Annotated in this window: 16 protein-coding genes and 1 riboswitch; of the genes, 5 read left to right on the top strand and 11 right to left on the bottom strand. The window is 73.1% G+C overall.

Going from position 1 to position 18,071, the window contains the following annotated elements; genetic code table 11:
* Positions 1 to 44 precede the first annotated feature (44 nt).
* A riboswitch (ZMP/ZTP riboswitch) is annotated at positions 45 to 135 on the top strand.
* Between the two features lie 69 nt (positions 136 to 204).
* The 4 genes from glyA (at position 205) to OKX07_RS13410 (ending at position 3,993) form a co-directional block, all read left to right on the top strand.
* Complete coding sequence (gene glyA, locus OKX07_RS13425) at positions 205 to 1,485, top strand: serine hydroxymethyltransferase (RefSeq protein ID WP_265628565.1); 1,281 nt, start codon at positions 205 to 207, stop codon at positions 1,483 to 1,485.
* A 14-nt stretch (positions 1,486 to 1,499) separates the two neighbouring features.
* Positions 1,500 to 2,381 (top strand): bifunctional methylenetetrahydrofolate dehydrogenase/methenyltetrahydrofolate cyclohydrolase, encoded by an 882-nt coding sequence (locus tag OKX07_RS13420; RefSeq protein WP_265628564.1) that lies wholly within the window; start codon positions 1,500 to 1,502, stop codon positions 2,379 to 2,381.
* Positions 2,382 to 2,567: 186 nt separating this feature from the next.
* Positions 2,568 to 3,041: a VOC family protein gene (locus OKX07_RS13415; RefSeq protein ID WP_322746850.1), complete on the top strand. Its 474-nt coding sequence runs from the start codon at positions 2,568 to 2,570 to the stop codon at positions 3,039 to 3,041.
* A gap of 139 nt (positions 3,042 to 3,180) precedes the next feature.
* Entirely contained in the window at positions 3,181 to 3,993 is an 813-nt protein-coding gene (locus OKX07_RS13410; RefSeq protein ID WP_265628561.1) for an exodeoxyribonuclease III, read from the top strand.
* A 168-nt stretch (positions 3,994 to 4,161) separates the two neighbouring features.
* On the opposite strand, the gene OKX07_RS13405 is transcribed toward OKX07_RS13410, so the two are convergent.
* The 10 genes from OKX07_RS13405 to OKX07_RS13360 form a co-directional block, all read right to left on the bottom strand.
* Positions 4,162 to 5,409, bottom strand: coding sequence for an ABC transporter permease (locus tag OKX07_RS13405; RefSeq protein ID WP_265628560.1), 1,248 nt, complete (start codon positions 5,407 to 5,409; stop codon positions 4,162 to 4,164).
* Positions 5,406 to 6,140 (bottom strand): ABC transporter ATP-binding protein, encoded by a 735-nt coding sequence (locus OKX07_RS13400; RefSeq protein ID WP_265628559.1) that lies wholly within the window; start codon positions 6,138 to 6,140, stop codon positions 5,406 to 5,408. Before OKX07_RS13400 ends, OKX07_RS13405 begins: the two co-directional genes overlap by 4 nt.
* Complete coding sequence (locus OKX07_RS13395; RefSeq protein ID WP_265628558.1) at positions 6,137 to 7,771, bottom strand: hypothetical protein; 1,635 nt, start codon at positions 7,769 to 7,771, stop codon at positions 6,137 to 6,139. The genes OKX07_RS13400 and OKX07_RS13395 overlap by 4 nt, the downstream gene beginning before the upstream one ends.
* Before the next feature lie 31 nt (positions 7,772 to 7,802).
* Positions 7,803 to 8,789 (bottom strand): hypothetical protein, encoded by a 987-nt coding sequence (locus OKX07_RS13390; RefSeq protein WP_265628557.1) that lies wholly within the window; start codon positions 8,787 to 8,789, stop codon positions 7,803 to 7,805.
* A gap of 245 nt (positions 8,790 to 9,034) precedes the next feature.
* Positions 9,035 to 9,832, bottom strand: coding sequence for a DeoR/GlpR family DNA-binding transcription regulator (locus tag OKX07_RS13385; protein ID WP_265628556.1), 798 nt, complete (start codon positions 9,830 to 9,832; stop codon positions 9,035 to 9,037).
* Between the two features lie 139 nt (positions 9,833 to 9,971).
* Positions 9,972 to 11,417, bottom strand: coding sequence for an endo-1,4-beta-xylanase (locus OKX07_RS13380; RefSeq protein ID WP_265628555.1), 1,446 nt, complete (start codon positions 11,415 to 11,417; stop codon positions 9,972 to 9,974).
* Between the two features lie 251 nt (positions 11,418 to 11,668).
* On the bottom strand, positions 11,669 to 12,832 hold the full coding sequence (locus OKX07_RS13375; RefSeq protein WP_265628554.1) for an Mrp/NBP35 family ATP-binding protein: 1,164 nt from the start codon (positions 12,830 to 12,832) through the stop codon (positions 11,669 to 11,671).
* A gap of 71 nt (positions 12,833 to 12,903) precedes the next feature.
* Positions 12,904 to 13,863: a hypothetical protein gene (locus OKX07_RS13370; RefSeq protein ID WP_265628553.1), complete on the bottom strand. Its 960-nt coding sequence runs from the start codon at positions 13,861 to 13,863 to the stop codon at positions 12,904 to 12,906.
* Positions 13,864 to 13,872: 9 nt separating this feature from the next.
* Positions 13,873 to 14,412: a DUF1003 domain-containing protein gene (locus tag OKX07_RS13365; RefSeq protein ID WP_265628552.1), complete on the bottom strand. Its 540-nt coding sequence runs from the start codon at positions 14,410 to 14,412 to the stop codon at positions 13,873 to 13,875.
* A complete protein-coding gene (locus OKX07_RS13360; protein WP_265628551.1) occupies positions 14,405 to 15,715 on the bottom strand; it encodes a magnesium transporter MgtE N-terminal domain-containing protein in 1,311 nt (436 codons plus the stop codon). Before OKX07_RS13360 ends, OKX07_RS13365 begins: the two co-directional genes overlap by 8 nt.
* A gap of 103 nt (positions 15,716 to 15,818) precedes the next feature.
* On the opposite strand from OKX07_RS13360, the gene OKX07_RS13355 reads away from it, so the two are divergent.
* Positions 15,819 to 16,478 carry a general stress protein gene (locus OKX07_RS13355; protein ID WP_265628550.1) on the top strand — a complete coding sequence of 220 codons (660 nt, stop codon included), beginning with the start codon at positions 15,819 to 15,821 and terminating at the stop codon, positions 16,476 to 16,478.
* Between the two features lie 3 nt (positions 16,479 to 16,481).
* Here OKX07_RS13355 and OKX07_RS13350 read toward each other — a convergent pair whose 3' ends face one another.
* Positions 16,482 to 18,050 (bottom strand): aminopeptidase P family protein, encoded by a 1,569-nt coding sequence (locus tag OKX07_RS13350; protein WP_265628549.1) that lies wholly within the window; start codon positions 18,048 to 18,050, stop codon positions 16,482 to 16,484.
* Positions 18,051 to 18,071 lie beyond the last annotated feature (21 nt).

The raw sequence follows: 18,071 nt of genomic DNA, 5'->3' as shown, positions 1-18,071 counted from the left end.
CGTCGCGGAATCCCGGGGCCGTCACCGCGGTGCGGTTGGTAGGCTGTCCGCGTCGCGACTGGCGCAGCAGGGTGGGTCACCACCGGGGAGCGACGCAGCAGCTGGACCAACGGGTCGGACGCCTGGGCCCACGGTCACCCCACACCCGCGTGTGTGCGGTGCGCCGTTCGCCACCGTACAGCTGACTGCGACAGGAGCCCCTGCATGAGCGACAACGTGCTCGACCAGAACATCTCCGAGCTGGACCCCGAGATCGCCGCCGTCCTGGACGGTGAGCTCGCCCGCCAGCAGGACACCCTCGAGATGATCGCGTCGGAGAACTTCGTGCCGCGCGCCGTCCTGCAGGCGCAGGGCTCGGTGCTCACCAACAAGTACGCCGAGGGCTACCCCGGCCGCCGCTACTACGGCGGCTGCGAGCAGGTCGACATCGCCGAGACCATCGCGATCGACCGCGCCAAGGCCCTGTTCGGCGCCGAGCACGCCAACGTCCAGCCGCACTCCGGTGCCACGGCCAACGCCGCGGTGCTGCACGCGCTGATCAACGCGGGCGACAAGATCCTCGGCCTCGACCTCGCGCACGGCGGCCACCTCACGCACGGCATGCGCATCAACTTCTCCGGCAAGCTCTACGACGTCGCCGCGTACGGCGTGGACCCGCAGACGTTCCGCGTCGACTACGACGCCGTCCGCAAGGCCGCCCTCGAGCACCGCCCCGACGTCATCATCGGCGGCTGGTCCGCCTACCCGCGGCACCTGGACTTCGCGGCGTTCCGCGCGATCGCCGACGAGGTCGGCGCGAAGCTGTGGGTCGACATGGCGCACTTCGCGGGCCTGGTCGCCGCGGGCCTGCACCCGTCGCCCGTGCCGGACGCCGACGTCGTGTCGTCCACCGTGCACAAGACCATCGGCGGCCCCCGGTCGGGCTTCATCCTGAGCAAGGGCGAGTACGCCAAGAAGATCGACTCCGCGGTGTTCCCGGGCCAGCAGGGCGGCCCGCTCATGCACGTCATCGCCGCCAAGGCCGTCGCGTTCAAGATCGCCGCGACCGAGGACTTCAAGGCCCGCCAGCAGCGGACGATCGACGGGGCCCGCATCATCGCCGACCGCCTCACCGCTCCCGACGTGGCCGCGGCGGGCGTCTCGGTGCTGACCGGCGGCACCGACGTGCACCTCGTGCTCGTCGACCTGCGCCACTCGACGCTCGACGGCCAGCAGGCCGAGGACCTCCTGCACTCCGCGGGCGTCACCGTGAACCGCAACGCCGTGCCGTTCGACCCGCGCCCCCCGCGCGTCACGTCCGGCCTGCGCATCGGCACGCCCGCGCTGGCCACCCGGGGCTTCGGCGACGCCGAGTTCACCGAGGTCGCGGACATCATCGCGACCGCGCTGGTCGAGGGCACGTCGGCCGACGTCGACGCGCTGGGCGCCCGGGTGCGCAAGCTCACCGAGGCGTTCCCCCTGTACCCCGGTCTGCAGCAGTACTGAGCGGCGTCGCAGCGATGACCGCACAGAAGCTGGACGGCACCGCCACCGCGGCTGCCATCAAGGCCGAGCTCACCACCCGCGTCGCGGCCCTGGCCGCGCGCGGCGTGGTGCCCGGCCTGGGGACCCTGCTCGTCGGCGACGACCCCGGCTCGCGCTGGTACGTCGCCGGCAAGCACAAGGACTGCGCCGAGGTGGGCATCGCCTCGATCCGCGAGGACCTGCCGGCCGACGCGACGCAGGCCGAGATCGAGGCCGCGGTGCAGCGGCTCAACGACGACCCGGCGTGCACCGGGTTCATCGTGCAGCTGCCGCTGCCGAAGGGGATCGACGCGCACCGCGTGCTCGAGATGGTCGACCCCGCGAAGGACGCCGACGGCCTGCACCCGACCAACCTCGGGCGGCTGGTGCTGCGGGTCAACGACCCCGTCACCTCACCGCTGCCGTGCACGCCCGCCGGGATCATCGAGCTGCTCGAGCGGCACGACGTCCCCCTGCGGGGCGCCGACGTCGTCATCGTCGGACGCGGTGTGACGGTGGGCCGGTCCATCGGCCTGCTGCTCACGCGGCGTGAGGTCAACGCGACGGTCACGCTGACGCACACCGGCACGGTCGACCTGGCCGAGCACACCCGCAACGCCGACGTCGTCATCGCGGCCGCGGGCGTGCCCGGCATCATCACGGCCGACATCGTCAAGCCGGGTGCCGTCGTCGTCGACGTCGGGGTCTCGCGGGAGGTCGACGCGGAGACCGGCAAGAGCCGCGTCGTCGGGGACGTCCACCCCGAGGTCTGGGACATCGCGTCCTGGGTGTCGCCCAACCCGGGCGGCGTGGGTCCGATGACCCGCGCGATGCTGCTGTCCAACGTCGTCGACACCGCGGAGCGCCAGGCCGGCTGACGCCACCCCGAGGGCCCCGGGTCGCCGCCGCGACCCGGGGCCCCCGCACGTCCCGCCCGCCCGCCGACCGGCACACCACTCCCCGATACGCGACCCATGGGGGGAGTGGTGTTCCGGTGGGCGGTGAGTTCGGGGGACGGTCTCGGTCGGTACGGGGGTCACCGACGAGAGGAGCCCACCGTGGGCATGGTCCGCACGCACCTGTGGTTCGCCAAGGACGGTCACGAGGCCGCGCAGTTCTACGTGTCCGTCGTCCCGAACTCCCGCATCACGAACGTCGTGAACGCGAGTGCGGGGATCCCCGACGTCCCCGAAGGGACGCCGTTCATCGTCGAGATCGAGCTCGACGGGCACCCGGTGACGATCCTCACGGCCGGTCCCACCTTCACGCTGGACGAAGCGTTCTCGTTCTACCTGAGCGTGGAGACCCAGGAGGAGGTCGACCACTACTGGGAGACGCTGATCGCCGACGGCGGGGAGCCCAGCCAGTGCGGCTGGCTCAAGGACCGGTACGGCGTGTCGTGGCAGGTCGTGCCGAGGGTGCTCGACGAGATCATGTCCCGCCCCGACGCCGCGGGTGTCGCCCGCGCGACGCAGGCGATGCTGCAGATGCGCAAGCTCGAGATCGCCCCGCTCGAGGCCGCGTACGCCGGTACGTGACGCGGCCGGTCGCCCACCCGGCGTGGTTCTCTCACCGCCCTGGGTGGTGAGAGGGCGGTCCAGCACCGCAGGTTCGACGACTGGATCGCTCTCTCGCGCCGGGGACGGCGGTGTCGGGGGTGTGCGGCAGGATGGCCCGGTGCTGAGAGTCGCGACCGTCAACGTCAATGGGATCCGTGCCGCCTACCGGCGCGGCATGGGGGAGTGGCTGGACGTCCGCAAGCCGGATGTGCTGCTCCTGCAGGAGGTCCGCGGGTCGGACGAGATCCTCGCCGACCACCTGCTGGCAGGCAGCTGGCACCTCGCGCACGAGGCGGGGCACGCCAAGGGCCGCGCCGGGGTCGCGATCGCGTCGCAGCTGCCGATGAGCGCCGTGCGGATCGGGCTGGGGACCGACGTCACGGGCGACGCGGGACGCTGGGTCGAGGCGGACCTCGAGGTGCCCACCGACGGGGACGGGCCGGCGCGCACGCTCACGGTCGTGTCGGCCTACCTGCACTCGGCCACGCTCGGCACGCCGTCGATGGACGCGAAGTACGCGTTCCTGACCCACGTGACCGACCGGCTCGCCGCGCTCGTCGCGGGCGGCGGGCTCGTCGTCGTCGCGGGGGACCTCAACATCGCCCACCGCGAGGTGGACATCAAGAACTGGAAGGGCAACGTCGCGAAGGCCGGCTTCCTCCCCGCGGAGCGCGCGTACCTGGACCGGTGGTTCGACGACCTCGGCTGGCAGGACGTGGGACGGGCGCTCGGTGGTCCGGGGCCGGGGCCCTACACGTGGTGGTCGTGGCGCGGGCAGGCGTTCGACAACGACGCCGGGTGGCGCATCGACTACCAGCTCGCCACCCCGGGCCTCGCGTCGCTCGCCCGCGCCGTCACCGTCGACCGCGCCGCCACCTACGCCGCCCGCTTCAGCGACCACGCCCCGCTCGTCGTCGAGTACGACCTCTGACCGCCCGGCGCGACAGGGCTGGATCGCTCTCTCGCGCCCTGGGGGGTGGGGCTGGATCGCTCTCTCGCGACCGGAGGGGGTGGGGCCGGACTGCCCCCTCGTGCCCCTGGGGTGGGGAGTGTCCCCGACCCTGGGGTGAGAGGGCGATCCAGCCCCGGGCGTCCGTGGTCAGACGCCGCCGCGGAGGGCCGAGATGGGTTCGATCGACGCGGCCTTGAGCGAGGGGTAGAGCCCGGCGAGCAGGCCGATCAGGCCGCCGGACATCGCCGCGACGCCCACCATGCGCAGGTCGAGGATCGGTGTCCAGTCGGAGGCGGCGGAGACCGTCGTCACGACCGCCACGCCCAGCGCGGCGCCGACCAACCCACCCAGCATGCCGACGACGACCGACTCGACCATGAACTGGGCCGCGATCTGCCGCCGGGTCGCGCCGAGCGCCCGACGCAGGCCGATCTCCCCGACGCGCTCGAGGACCGAGAGCAGCGTGACGTTCGCGATGCCGACGCCGCCGATGAGCAGCGCGACGCCGCCGAGCGCCAGGAAGATGGTGTTGATGTCGGCCTGCACGCTCTGCTGCACGGACGACGTCGCCGCCGGCACCCGCACCTCGATCGCCTCCGGCGTGTTCGGGCTCAGCGCCACGGGCAGCTGCGTGCCGACGACCGGCCCCGCCGCCACGGCCAGGTGCAGGTGCAGCTCGTCGGCCGTCGTCAGGCCCAGGTCGGTCCGCGCCGTGCCGTTGGGCATGACGACCGCGGAGAGCAGGTCGGTGCGTCGCACCACGTCGTCGAAGATGCCGATGACCTGGTACGCGCGGTCGCCGATGAAGATCGACGGCTGCCGATCGACCCGGACGACGCCGAGCCGTCGTGCGGCGTCGGCGCCCAGCACGACGACGCGATCGCTCCGTTCGTCGTGGCCCGCGTCGAAGTACCGGCCCTGCACGATGCGACCGTCGAGCGCGGCCAGCGCGTCCGGGCTCGTCGCGAACACCGCCGGGCTGGCGACGCGCGGCGCAGACGGGTCGTGCACCGGGACCGCGGCGACGTCGAGCCCACCGAGGTCGACCTCGGAGACCAGCGCGGCCGCCTCGACGCCGTTCAGGCGCGCGGCGCGTTCCGCGGCGTCCCAGGGCAGCGTGCCCAGGGCGCGCTCCTCACCGCTGAACCCGCTGCTCGTCGCCGGCGCCGCGGAACCCTGCGTCGCCGCCACCGCGTCGAACTGCTTGTTGATCTGCCCCGCGGCGGTCTGGGCGAGCCCGACGGTGACGACCACGGAGGCGATGCCGAGCACGGTGCCGAGGATCGTGAGCACGAGCCGGCCGGGTCGGGCACCGATCCCCGCGGCCGCCTCGGCGAGCAGGTCGCCCGCCCCGAAGCGGTCCGTGCGGGGCACGTGCTGCGCGACGCCGGTCATGCGATCTCCCGCATGTGACCGTCGGTGATCCGCACGCGCCGCTGCGCGCGGGACGAGACGTCGACCTCGTGGGTGATGACCAGCAGGGTCAGCCCGTCCGCGTGCAGCTCGTCGAACAGCTCCAGCACCGCGGCGGAGCTCTCCGAGTCGAGGTTGCCCGTCGGCTCGTCGGCCAGCAGGACGCGCGGGCGTGACACGACCGCGCGCGCAACGGCGGTGCGTTGCCGCTCGCCGCCCGACAGCACGGTCGGGCGGAAGTCGAGGCGGTGCGAGAGCCCGACGCGGTCGAGCGCCTCGACCGCGCGATCGTGGCGCTCGGCGCGGGGGACCCCGCTGTAGATCGTCGCGAGCAGCACGTTCTCGAGCACCGTGCGGTGCGGCAGCAGGTGGAACGCCTGGAAGACGAAGCCGATGTGCCGGGCCCGCAGCGCGGCACGCTCGCGCTCCCCGGCGCGTGCGGTGGGGATCCCGTCGAGCAGGTACTCACCATCCGAGGGCCGGTCCAGCAGGCCGAGCAGGTTGAGCAGGGTGGACTTGCCGGACCCCGAGGGACCGACGACGGAGACGTACTCCCCGGCGTCCACCCGCAGGTCGGCCGGGTAGAGCGCGTGCACGGGCGGCTCGCCCGGGAACGCCCGCTCGGCCGCACGCAGCTCGACGACCGGCGGCACCTCGGCGGCGTCCTGCGGCGCGCCCCCCTGCGGCGCACCGAGCAGGTCGAGGACCGTCACGCGTCCTCCTCGGCGTCCGTCTCGGCCTCGGTGGTGGACTCCGTGTCCGGGTCGGCCTCCGGGGAGGTGTCGGACTCCTCCTCCGCCTGCGGCTTGACACCGACGACCACCAGGTCGCCTGCCTCCAGCGGCTCCTTCGAGCCCGTGATCTCGACGAAGCCCGACGCGGCGAGCCCCGTCGTCACCTCGACGAGGCGGCTCTTGCCGTCCTCCACGACCTCGACGCGGCTCTCGCCCCCCGGGCCGGCGGTGAGCGCGGCCAGCGGGACTGCGAGGACCTCGCCGTCCGTGGAGCTGACCGGCACCCGCACCCGGACGTTGCTGCCCTGCAGGGTCGCGACCTGCTCGGGCGTGAGCTCACCGACGGTGAACACGACCCGGCGGCGGTCCCCCGTGGGGGCCGCGTCCTCGGACTCGTCTCCCGCGGCGGGGGCCTCGGGCTCGGTCACCTCGGCGACGGTGACCGGCACGTCGGTGCCGTCCACGCTGATGCTGCCGACGGTGCCCGGTGCCATCAGCTCGGCATCGGCCCGCGACGCCGACGCGGTGACCTGGATCGTCGCGCCGGAGACGCTCATGAACTTGCCCTGCACGATGCCCCCGCGTTCGACCGACACGGCGTCGACGCGACGTGGCAGCGACGGCAGGTACACGATCTCCGTGGCAGGCAGGGGCGTCAGGGCGCCGACCTGCGCCTCGGAGAGGGCCTGCCGGGCGGCGGTGAGCCGGTCCTTGGCAGCGTTGACGTTCTCGCGCTCGGCACTGGTGTCGGGTGCGGCGTCCGCGGCAGCCCGCGCCGCACGCGCGGTGGCGAGTGCCGTCTCGGCCTGGACCAGGGCCGGCGGAGTGCAGTCGACAGCGGACGGGTTGTCCGCGTTGAACGGCAGTGCGCACTGCTCGTGGAGGTAGGCGAGCTGCGACTCGGCGACCCGCACCTGCCCGTCGAGCTCCGTGACCGACGCCCCACCGGACGCCCGTGCGGCCGCTCCGAGTGCGGACTCCGCCGCCCGGACCTCGGTCTGGGCCGCGGTGACGCCCTCCTTGGCGGCGTCGACCGTGCTCTGGATCTCCTCGCCGGCCGTCGGGGGCTCGTACCCCACCGCCTGGTACAGCGCGACGACGCCGGCCGCCGCGGTGGCGTCGTAGGTCGCGCCGCCCGGGTCGCCGCCGTCCAGCCCCACGGCGCGCAGGGCGGCCTTGAGCTGCTGCACGTCGGGGCCGGAGACCCCGGCGCGCAGGGTCCGGTAGGTGGGCAGGTCGCCGGGCAGCGCGATGACGGGCCGCCCGACGACCTCGAGCACGACGGCCGCGGCGTCGACAGTCGCCCCGACCTCCTTGACCTGGCCGGTGACGACCGCGGGTCCACCGAGGTCGCCCGTCTCCATCGAGAGGTCCACGGCGTCGTCGTAGCCGACGTCGCCGCGGAGCACGACCTCGTTGCCGATGACCCGGCTCTCGACCGGGACCGTGATCGGCCCGGCCGTGGGCGGTGCTGCGTTCGCGGCGGCCTGCCCGGGGGAGATGATCAGCCGGGACAGCAGCAGCCCGAGGGCCAGGCAGACGACCGCGACGACGGCCATGACGGCGATGGTGCGGCGTCCGCCGCTGACGTGGGTCGAGATCGTGCTCACGGTGTCGTCCTTCGGGGGGTAGGGCGCTGCGCTACTCGGACGGCGTCGACTTCGCGGCGACGGCCTCGAGCTGCTCGCCGTACTTCTCCCACAGCCGCGTCTCGAGCTCGAGGTTCGCGGCCTTCTGCGCCTCGAGGTAGCCGGACGACTCCTTGCACTCGTAGTCCGCGGCGGCGAGCGCGAGCTCCTTCTCCTTCAGCTCGGCCATGGCGGCCGGGTCCGGCTCGGCCATGGGGGCCTCCGGGTCGACCTCGGCCTCCGGGTCGGTGGGCGCGACGGCCTCCCAGAGCACGTTGACCTCGTCGTAGATGCTCTGCTGGGCCTCGTCCGGGGTGGCGAAGTCGAAGCCGGCCTCGGCGATGCACGCGGCCCACTCCTCCTGCGCCTCGCGCAGGGCCGGGTCGTCGGCCAGGTTCTCGTACTCGGTGTTCATCTCGTCCATGAGGTCCTGGACCGCCGGGTCCTCCCAGATCTGGTCCTGCTCGTAGACCTCGTGCGACGCGCGGCCCTGGCAGCCGGCCTCCTCCCAGTTGTACTCGACCTCGGCCTCGGGGTCCGCCTCGGGGTCGACCTCGGGCGAGATGCCGTAGAGCGCCTCGTAGAACGCCGTCTGCTCGCCCTCCGACATCGAGGCGATGTAGTCGGCGTTCGGGTCGACGTAGTCCTCGCCGCCGCCGTACAGCTCGTCGCTCGTGGTCGCGCCGTACCCGTACTGCACCGCGTACTCCTTGGAGTCCCACTCGGGCATGTCGTCGCTGTTGACGGCACCGGTCATGGGTTCGGCCGGGGTGTACTCGAAGCCCTCCTCGGCCATGCAGGTGGCGACGATCTCCTCGACCCGGCGCTGCTGCTCCTCGATGTCCTCCTCGTTCATCGAGCCACCCATGTCCTCGAAGAAGGCGGTCATGGGCCCGGTCTCGTCGTCCGAGGGGGCGGCCGAGCCACCGTCGGTGCACCCCGCGAGGACCAGCGCCGCGACAGCGGCGACAATGGCGGGCAGGACGGGATGACGGCGCATCAGCAGGCCTTTCGAGGGAAGCGGTGACGGGAGTCAGGGCGCCTTTCGACGAGCGCCACCGCGACGATAGCCGACCTGGACCGGCCACCGGGTCCGACTTCGGGATGACCCGAGGGGCAGGGTTGGGGTACCCAGGTCTGGTCCCGCGGCCTGCGGAGCGGGCCCCCGGTACCCCCGTCAGGCGGCGGGCGGGCCCGGGACGGCGAGCGTGAACGCGGGCGCGCGCACCGAGCGCAGCGCGGCGCTCATCGTGCGTCCCGGGGTGTGGGGGTGGCCAGGACGAGGCGGTCGACGGCGTCGGCGAGGTACGCGCGCGCCTCGGCCCCCAGGCCCGTGTCGACGACGAGGGTGTCGATCTCGTCGAAGCCGCAGATGCGCGCGAGGCCCACGGTGCCCCACTTGGTGTGGTCGGCGAGCACGGTCGTCGCGGCCGCGCACCGGACGAGCGCGCGGTCGGTGGCGGCCTCGGCGAGGTTCGGCGTGGTCGGCCCGTCGGCGTCGAGCCCGTGCACCCCGAGGAACGTGCGGTCGACGCGCAGGTCGAGGAGGGTCGCGTCGGCGACCGGGCCCACGAGGGCGTCCGACGGCGTGCGCACGCCGCCGGTGAGCACGACGTCGACGTCCGGGGTGCCGTGCAGGGCGTCGGCGACCCGCAGGCCGTTGGTGACGACCGTCAGCGGGCGGCGCGTGAGGTCCGCCGCGAGGAGCGTGGCGAGCAGCCACGTCGTCGTGCCGGCGGACAGCGCGAGGGCCTGCCCGGGCTCGACGTCGGCGAGCGCGGCACGTGCGATCGCGGCCTTCTCGGCCGACGACCGGGTGCGCTTGGCCTCGAAGCCGGGCTCGTCGGTCGAGCGGGCGGGGGTGTCCGGCGCGACGGCGCCGCCGTGCACCCGCCGCACCAGGCCGTCGCGCGCGAGCTCGGCGATGTCGCGGCGCACGGTCATGTCGGAGACGCCGAGCGCCGCGACGAGGTCGGCGACGCGCACGGCGCCGTGCGTGCGGATCTCGGTGAGGATGCGGTCCTGCCGCTGCGTCGCGAGCATCTGGACAGCATCCACCAGGGGCGAACAGGAACGCACATCGTGGCGCATCCGGCCCTGTGGCATCCGGCGCCGAACCCCACAGGGCGGGCACGGCGCCGAGGCGCCGTGCCCGCCCTGTGAGGAGCAGACGATCAGATCGTCAGGAGGTCGAGCAGGAGACCGACGGCCACGTCCAGTTGCCGCCGTGCTGGACCGTGAAGCCGAACGTCGCCGTCTGGCCGTTGGACAGTGCGCCGGAGCCGCTGGGCCGCATCGTCATGACGTTGCCCGAGGAGTCCCAGGACGGCGTACCGCTCCAGGTCGCGACGATCTTCTGCGGGGAGCGGACGGTCACGGTGGACCGCCAGGTGCTGATGTTCCCGTTGGCGCGGATCGTGACGGTCCCGTTGAACCGGTCGTTCCACTTCTGGCCCTCGGAGTACGTCGCCGTGCAGGTGCCGTTGCCGGTGGGCGGCGGCGTCGTCGGGTTCGAGGTGGGGTTCGACGTCGGGTTGGACGTCGGGTTCGACGTCGGGTTCGACGTCGGGTTCGTCGTCGGGTTCGTCGTCGTCCCGCCCGGGGTGGCGCGGACGCCGCCGGCGTTCAGGGCGTCCAGCGTGTAGTTGTACGCCGCCTTCTTGCTCGAGCCGCTGAAGAGCAGCGGGGTGCCCGAGGAACGCCACGAGTCCTGGTCACGCACGCCCCACACCGTGATGCCGGTGCAGCGGGCGACCGAGAGGCAGGCCTGGACGACGCCGCGGTACTGCTCGCCCTGCGAGTTGCCGGAGCCCTCGATGTCGAGCTCGGTGATCTGCACGTCGACGCCGAGGTCGGCGAAGTTCCGCAGCGTCACGTCGTAGTTCGACGGCACCGGGTTGCCCGAGTTGAAGTGCGCCTGGAAGCCGACGCAGTCGATCGGGACGCCGCGCGCCTTGAAGTCCTTGACCATGTTGTAGACGCCCTGCGTCTTGGCGTGGGACCAGTTGTCGGTGTTGTAGTCGTTGTAGCAGAGCTTGGCGCCCGGGTCGGCGGCGCGGGCGGCGCGGAACGCGGCCTCGATCCAGTCGTTGCCCGTGCGCTGCAGGTTGGAGTCACGACGTCCGCCGGAGTTGCCGTCGGCGTAGGCCTCGTTGACGACGTCCCAGCTGTGGATCTTGCCCTTGTAGTACGTCGCGACCTTGGTCACGTGGTTGAGCATCGCGTTGCGCAGCGAGGTGCCGGACATGTTCTGCATCCAGCCGGGCTGCTGCGAGTGCCACGCCAGGGCGTGCCCACGGACCTGCTTGCCGTTCTGCCGCGCCCAGTTCACGATCTGGTCGCCGTTGGTGTAGTTGAACTGGTTCTGGTTGGGCTCCAGGGCGTCCATCTTCATCTCGTTCTCAGCCGTGATCATGTTGAACTCACGGTTGGCGATGGTGGTGTACGCGCTGTCGCTCAGCTTGTTGGCGGCGATCGCGGTGCCGAAGTAGCGCCCGGACTCGGCGGCGGCTGCCTGCAGCGTGCTCCCGGCCGCGGCGGCCGGTACGGCCAGCGCGACGGCCAGAGCGGCCACGGCGACGGCGCTGACTGCGCTGGCGCGTCCGCGCCTGTGACGTGTGATCGTCATCGATCCTCCTCGAGGTGGTTCGCCGGAGAACAACCGGCAGCACACGGTCGTGCACCACGAGGTTTAACGTCAATGCGAGATGCGGCATCCGGGGGGTTTCGATCGATTCATAATCGTTTAACCACTCTCGGGTGGTGTCGAGTGGGCGATATGTAACGTTAAACAGGGTGGCGGACGTGACCTGCGTCACAGCAGCCTTGCCGGCCCATGGCGCGCCGCTGTCGCTTGTGTCCGAAAATATCGGAGCCTGATCAGCGTGTGACGGGGGAGAGGTCCAGGGCGCGGCCGGCCAGGTTGCGGGGACGCGCGGCGAGGGTCTGCGCCACGGCGCGCAGGGCGACCGCCCCGGGCGAGTCCGGTGCCGACAGGACCACGGGCGTGCCGCCGTCACCCGCCTCACGCAGCCGGACGTCGAGCGGCACCTGACCGAGCAGCGGGACGTCCGCCCCCGTCAGGCGCGAGAGGTTGTCCGCCACGCGCCGCCCGCCGCCCGACCCGAACAGCTCGAGGCGCGACCCGTCCGGCTGCTCCAGCCACGCCATGTTCTCGATGACGCCGACGACCCGCTGCCGGGTCTGCACCGCGACCGCACCGGCACGCTCCGCGACCTCCGCGGCGGCGATCTGCGGCGTCGTCACCACGACGATCTCGGAGCCCGGGAGCAGCTGCGCCACCGAGATGGCGATGTCGCCCGTCCCCGGCGGCAGGTCGAGCAGCAGGACGTCGAGATCGCCCCAGAACACGTCCGCGAGGAACTGCTGCAGGGCGCGGTGCAGCATCGGTCCCCGCCACACCACCGGCTGACCGGGCGGGACGAACATGCCGATCGACACGACCTTGACGTCGTGCGCCACCGGCGGCAGGAGCATGTCGTCGACCTTCGTCGGCGCTCGGCTCACCCCCAGCATGCGCGGGATCGAGAAGCCGTAGATGTCGGCGTCGACCACGCCGACACGCAGGCCGTCGGCCGCCATCGCGACCGCCAGGTTCGCGGTCACCGAGGACTTGCCGACCCCGCCCTTGCCCGACGCGACCGCGATCACCTTGGTCAGCGACTGCGGCAGGGCGAACGGGATCTGCGGCTCGGCGTCCGTGCCGCGCAGCAGCGTGCGCAGCCCGGCGCGCTGCTCCGCCGACATGACCCCGAGGTCGACGCGCACGCCGACGACCCCCTCGACCGGTGTCACCGCGGCGGTGATGTCCCGCACCAGGGTGTCCTTCAACGGGCACTTCTGCGTCGTCAGGTCCAGCCCGACGACGACGAAGGCACCGCCGTCGCGCGGCTCGACGTCGACCGACCGCACCATGCCGAGGTCCGTGATCGGGCGACGGATCTCGGGGTCCTGCACGCCGGCCAGTGCCGTGCGGACGGCATCGAGGAGCGGGTCGGGGGCAGCGGCGTCGACAGGGGGCACCCGACCATCGTAGGTGCGTTGCGCCGTGCCTCCCGGGCCGTCCGTCCGTGGCCGTGGCCGTCACCCACCCCTCAGCCGCGGGCCTCCAGCCACGCGTCGATCTCGCCCTGGTGGGTGTCGATGAACTGCTGCTGGTAGTCGCGGCCCAGGTCGGTCCACCGGGCCAGGTAGTCGGTCTCGAGCTGGCACTCCAGGTCGGCGGCAGCCACCCGCATCTCGTGCTCGCGCGCCGTCGCGGACTCCTCGTCGTCCATGTCGGCCCCCGTCTCTCCCAGGAGCTCGTTCCAGGTGTCGACGAGCGCGGCGCGCGCCGCGGTCGGGGAGGCGTACGCGTACCCCTGATCCGCCATGCAGCGCGACCAGCTGCCGTCGAGCTCGTCGACGCTGCCGTCGTCGGGCATCGCGTCGAGATGGTCCAGCGCCTCCTCGGTGAGCGCGGCCGACGCGTCGTCGACGGCGCCGCGCATCGCCCGGTGCTGGCAGCCGTCCGGTACCGGGAGCCCGTCCGGGCCCAGGGTGTCGCCCACGGGGGTGCCGTCGGCGGTCATGCCGTCGAGCGCGATCATGTACGCCTCCCTGGCCGCCCCCGACATGGACTCCCAGCCGGGCGGCTCGAGGGTCCACGTGTAGGAGCCCGGCGGCGACGTGTCGTCGGCGACCCCGTACCCGTGCTGCTCGACGAACGCGCGCGTCCCCGGGAGGGGGACGTCCGCGCCGACGAGCGTGATGTCCTCGGGCTCGAGGGCCACGGGCTCGTACTCGAACCCCTGCTCCGCCATGCACGCGGACGTCCGGTCCTCCCGCTCGCGGAACTGCACGACCAGGTCCTCGACGTAGGTGGGGGAGGACACGTCGCGCGCGAGCCCCATGAGCTCGACCAGCGGCCCGCTCCGGGGGCTCTGCGGCGACATGGCCACGACGTCGCCGGCCTCGTCGGCCACGGTGGGAGCGTCGGACGGCGCCCCGGCCGGGCTGCACGCACCGCACAGGACGAGGACGGCCAGGACATACAGGCTCCGGCGCCGGGTCACCCTGCGAGGCTAGCGGGAGCCACCCTCCCGGCGGACCGGTTCGGTGCGTCGACCGCCCCCGGCGTCGTCGTCCGACTGCTCGGCCTGCAGGTCCTCGAGCAGGTTGCGCAGCTCGGACCGGACGAAGTCGCGGGTCGCGACCTCCGACAGCGCGATCCGCAGCGACGCCATCTCCCGCGCCAGGAACTCGGTGTCGGCGAGGTTGCGCTCCGCACGCTGGCGGTCCTGCTCGGCCGCGACGCGGTCGCGGTCCGCCTGCCGGTTCTGCGCGAGCAGGATCAGCGGTGCGGCGTACGACGCCTGCAGCGAGAGCATCAGCGTGAGCGCCGTGAAGCCGTTCGCCGCGCTGTCGAAGCGCAGGGCGGCAGGTCCCCAGGAGTTCCACAGCAGCCAGATGACGCAGAACACCGTGAGGTAGAGGATGAAGCGCGGAGTCCCGAGGAAGCGGGCGACGGACTCCGAGATGCGGCCCGACGCGTCGGCCTCGACCTGCACCCGCGGCAGCAACGAGCGGCTGCGGACCCGGGGCTGGTCCAGGCGGTCAGCCACGGGACACCCCGTCCGGGGCGTGGACGGTCGGCGTCGGACGGGTCGGCGGGCCGACGTGCACGTCGTCGGTCTCCCGCCAGTCCTCCGGCAGCAGGTGGTCCAGCACGTCGTCGACGGACACCGCGCCCAGCAGGCGACGCTGCTCGTCGACGACGGGCAGGGCGAGCAGGTTGTACGTCGCGAGCTGGCGCGTCACCGTCATCAGCGGGGCGTCGACCGCGACGGGCTCGAGGTCCGTGTCGACGATCTGCCCGATCGCCTCGTGCGGAGGCTCACGGAGCATCCGCTGCAGGTGCACGATGCCGATGAACCGCCCGGTCGGGGTCTCCAGCGGCGGCCGCGTGACGAACACCACCGACGCGAGCGCGGGGTTGAGGTCCTGGCGGCGGACGTGCGCGAGCGCGGCCGCGATCGACGTCTCCGGTCCCAGGATCACCGGCTCGGTCGTCATCAGACCGCCCGCCGTGTTGTCCTCGTACGCCAGCAGGCGTCGGACGTCCCGGGCCTCCTCGGGCTCCATGAGCGCCAGGAGCTCGGCCGCCTGGTCGTCCGGCAGCTCGCCCAGCAGGTCGGCGGCGTCGTCGGGCTGCATCGCCTCCAGGACGTCGGCCGCACGGCCCCGCTCCAGCCCGCCGAGGATCGCCACCTGGTCGTCCTCCGGCAGCTCCTCCAGGACGTCGGCCAGCCGCTCGTCGTTCAGCGCGGACGCGACCTCGAGGCGGCGCGTCACGCCCATGTCGTGCAGGACGTCGGCCAGGTCCGCGGCCTTGAGGTCCTCGTACTGCGCGAGCAGCAGCTGCGCGCCCTGCGCGGCGGACGGACGACCGAGGCCCACGACGTCGTCCACCGCCACCAGCAGCGTCTCGCCGCGGCGACGCAGCAGGCCGCCGCGGTTGTCGGTACGCCGCACGAAGACCTTGGTGACGAGCCAGTCGCCGGTGCGCTGCAGCTCCATCGCGACGTCCTCGACGCGGGCCGTACCGGAGCCGTCGGCCAGATCGACCGTGCGGTCCAGCAGCTCGCCCACGACCACGGTCTCCGAGGTGCGCTGCTCGAAGCGGCGCATGTTGACCAGACCCGTCGAGATCACCTGACCGGCGTCGATGGCCGTCACGCGCGTCAGGGGCAGGAACACCCGGCGCCGGCCGGGCACCTCGACCACGAGGCCGACCGCGCGGGGCGCGCCCTTGAGGCGCACCAGCACGACGACGTCCCGCACCTTGCCGACCTCGTCGCCGATGGGGTCGAACACGACGGTGCCGGCGAGGCGCGCGACGAACACCCGGGTCCCGACACTGCTCACGCCGGTCAGCCTAGACGCCGGGTGCGCGCGCGGCCCGGCGCGAACCGCCGGGCGAGCGGGTCGCACCCTGGCGGTGCCCGGTCGCGTGGGGGAGGATCAGGCCATGTCGTTCACGCAGTCCGAGCGGATCCCCACGACCCCCACGCTGCCGACGGGCGAGACCGTCGCGACGTACGGCACGTACCTGCAGGCGCAGAAGGCGGTCGAGCTGCTCGCCGAGCGCGAGTTCCCCGTGCGGGCGGTGACGATCGTGGGTACCGACCTGCGCATGGTCGAGCGCGTCCTGCGCCGGCTGTCGTACCCGAGCGCGGCCCTCGGGGGGTTCCTGTCCGGTGCGTGGTTCGGCCTGTTCGTCGGCCTGCTGCTCACGTTCTTCTCGTCCGGCGGGGCGGGCGTGATGCTGCCCGCCGTGCTCTTCGGCGGGGCGTTCGGCCTGCTGTTCTCCGTCATCGGGTACTCGTTCACCCGCGGGCGGCGGGACTTCGCGTCGTCCAGCCAGATCGTCGCCGCGTCGTACGCCGTGCTCTGCCAGGAGGAGCACGCCCACAAGGCGCGGAACCTGCTCGCCGAGACCGGGGGCGTCGTGTCGGGCTGGCCCGACCGCGCGCCGCAGCCTGCGGCCCCGCAGCAGACCCCGCCGCAGCCGCCGGCTCCTCCGCAGCAGACCTCGCCCGCGGGCCCGCCGCAGCAGACCCCGCCGCAGCAGACCCCGCCGCAGCAGATGCCGCCCGCAGGCCCGCCGGGACCGCCGCCCGCGGTGTGAGGGTCAGCCCGCGCGCAGCGCCGCCATCCACGCCTCGACGGCGTCGGGGTCCCGCGGCAGCGCGGCCGACAGGTTCTCGTTGCCGTCGGTCGTCACCACCACGTCGTCCTCGATGCGCACGCCGATGCCGCGGTACTCGGCCGGCACCAGCAGGTCGTCGGACTTGAAGTACAGGCCGGGCTCGATCGTGAACACCATGCCCGGCTGCAGCACGCCGTCGAGGTACAGCTCCGCGCGGGCCTGCGCGCAGTCGTGCACGTCCAGGCCCAGGTGGTGCGACGTGCCGTGGACCATCCACCGTCGGTGGTGCTGGTTCTCCGGGTGCAGCGACTCCTCGGCGGTGACGGGCAGCAGCCCCCACTCCTCGAGGCGTGCGGCCAGGACGCGCATCGCGGCGTCGTGGACGTCGCGGAACCGGGCACCGGGCACGGCCGCCGCGAAGCCCGCGTCGGCCGCGTCGAGCACCGCCTGGTAGACGCGCCGCTGCACCTCGGTGAACGTGCCGTCGACCGGCAGCGTCCGGGTGACGTCCGCCGTGTAGAGCGAGTCGACCTCGACGCCCGCGTCGAGCAGCACGAGCTCGCCCGGTCGGACCTGGCCGTCGTTGTCGGTCCAGTGCAGCGTCGTCGCGTGCTCGCCCGCGGCGGCGATCGTCGTGTACCCGACGTCGTTGCCCTCCTCGCGCGCGTGCCCGAGGAACGTGCCCTCGATGACGCGCTCGCCGCGTCGGTGCCCGACCGCCCGCGGGAGCTCGCGCACCACCTTCGCGAAGCCGTCGATCGTCGCGTCCACCGCGAGCCGCATCTGCTCGACCTCGTACGCGTCCTTCAGCAGGCGCAGCTCCGACAGCGCCTCGGCCAGGCGCGCGTCGGCCTCGCCCGACTCCTCCTCGCCGCGGATCTGCGCGACGACCTCCTCGACCGACCGGTCCGCGTCCGGCACGACGAGCAGCCGCGCCCCGCCGTCGCCGACGTCCTTCGCGAGCGCGTCGTGCAGGTCGTCCACGTGGGCCGTCGTGATGCCCGTGGTCGTGGCGATCTCGTCGAGCGTCGGCCGCGCCCCCACCCAGAACTCGCCGTAGCGGGTGTCGGAGAAGAACTCCGGGGTGTCGCGTCCCGCCAGCGGGTTCATGTAGAGCACGGCGCGGTGGGCGCTGCCGTCGTCGCCGGTGCCGTCCTCGACGGGGTGCAGCACGAGGACGGCGTCCGGCTCCTGCTCGGTGCCCAGGCCCGTGAGGTGAGCGAACGCGGCGTGCGGGCGGAAGCGGAAGTCGGTGTCGTTCGAGCGGACCCGGAACGCGCCGGCGGGGACGACGAGCCTGGCCCCCGGGAACTGCGCCGAGAGCGCGCTGCGTCGCGCGGCCGTGCGGTCCGCGACGGGCGCACGCACCGCCGTCGACGCGGGGCGCTCGCCCCAGCCGGACGTGACGAACTCGACGAAGCGCCGCGACTGCGGGCGGTGGGACCGCTGGGTGCTGCGGTCGTCGGACTGCCCGGACGGCTCGGACTGCCCGGTGTCGGCCGGGGTGACGGTCTCGGACGTGAGGTTCTCGGGGCGCTCGTCGGTGCTCACCGGGCCAGTCTGGCATCGACC

Origin of the sequence: Cellulomonas sp. S1-8 (assembly GCF_026184235.1) — a bacterium.
Lineage (GTDB): Bacteria > Actinomycetota > Actinomycetes > Actinomycetales > Cellulomonadaceae > Cellulomonas.
This window is presented reverse-complemented; position numbering and strand designations above follow the sequence as displayed.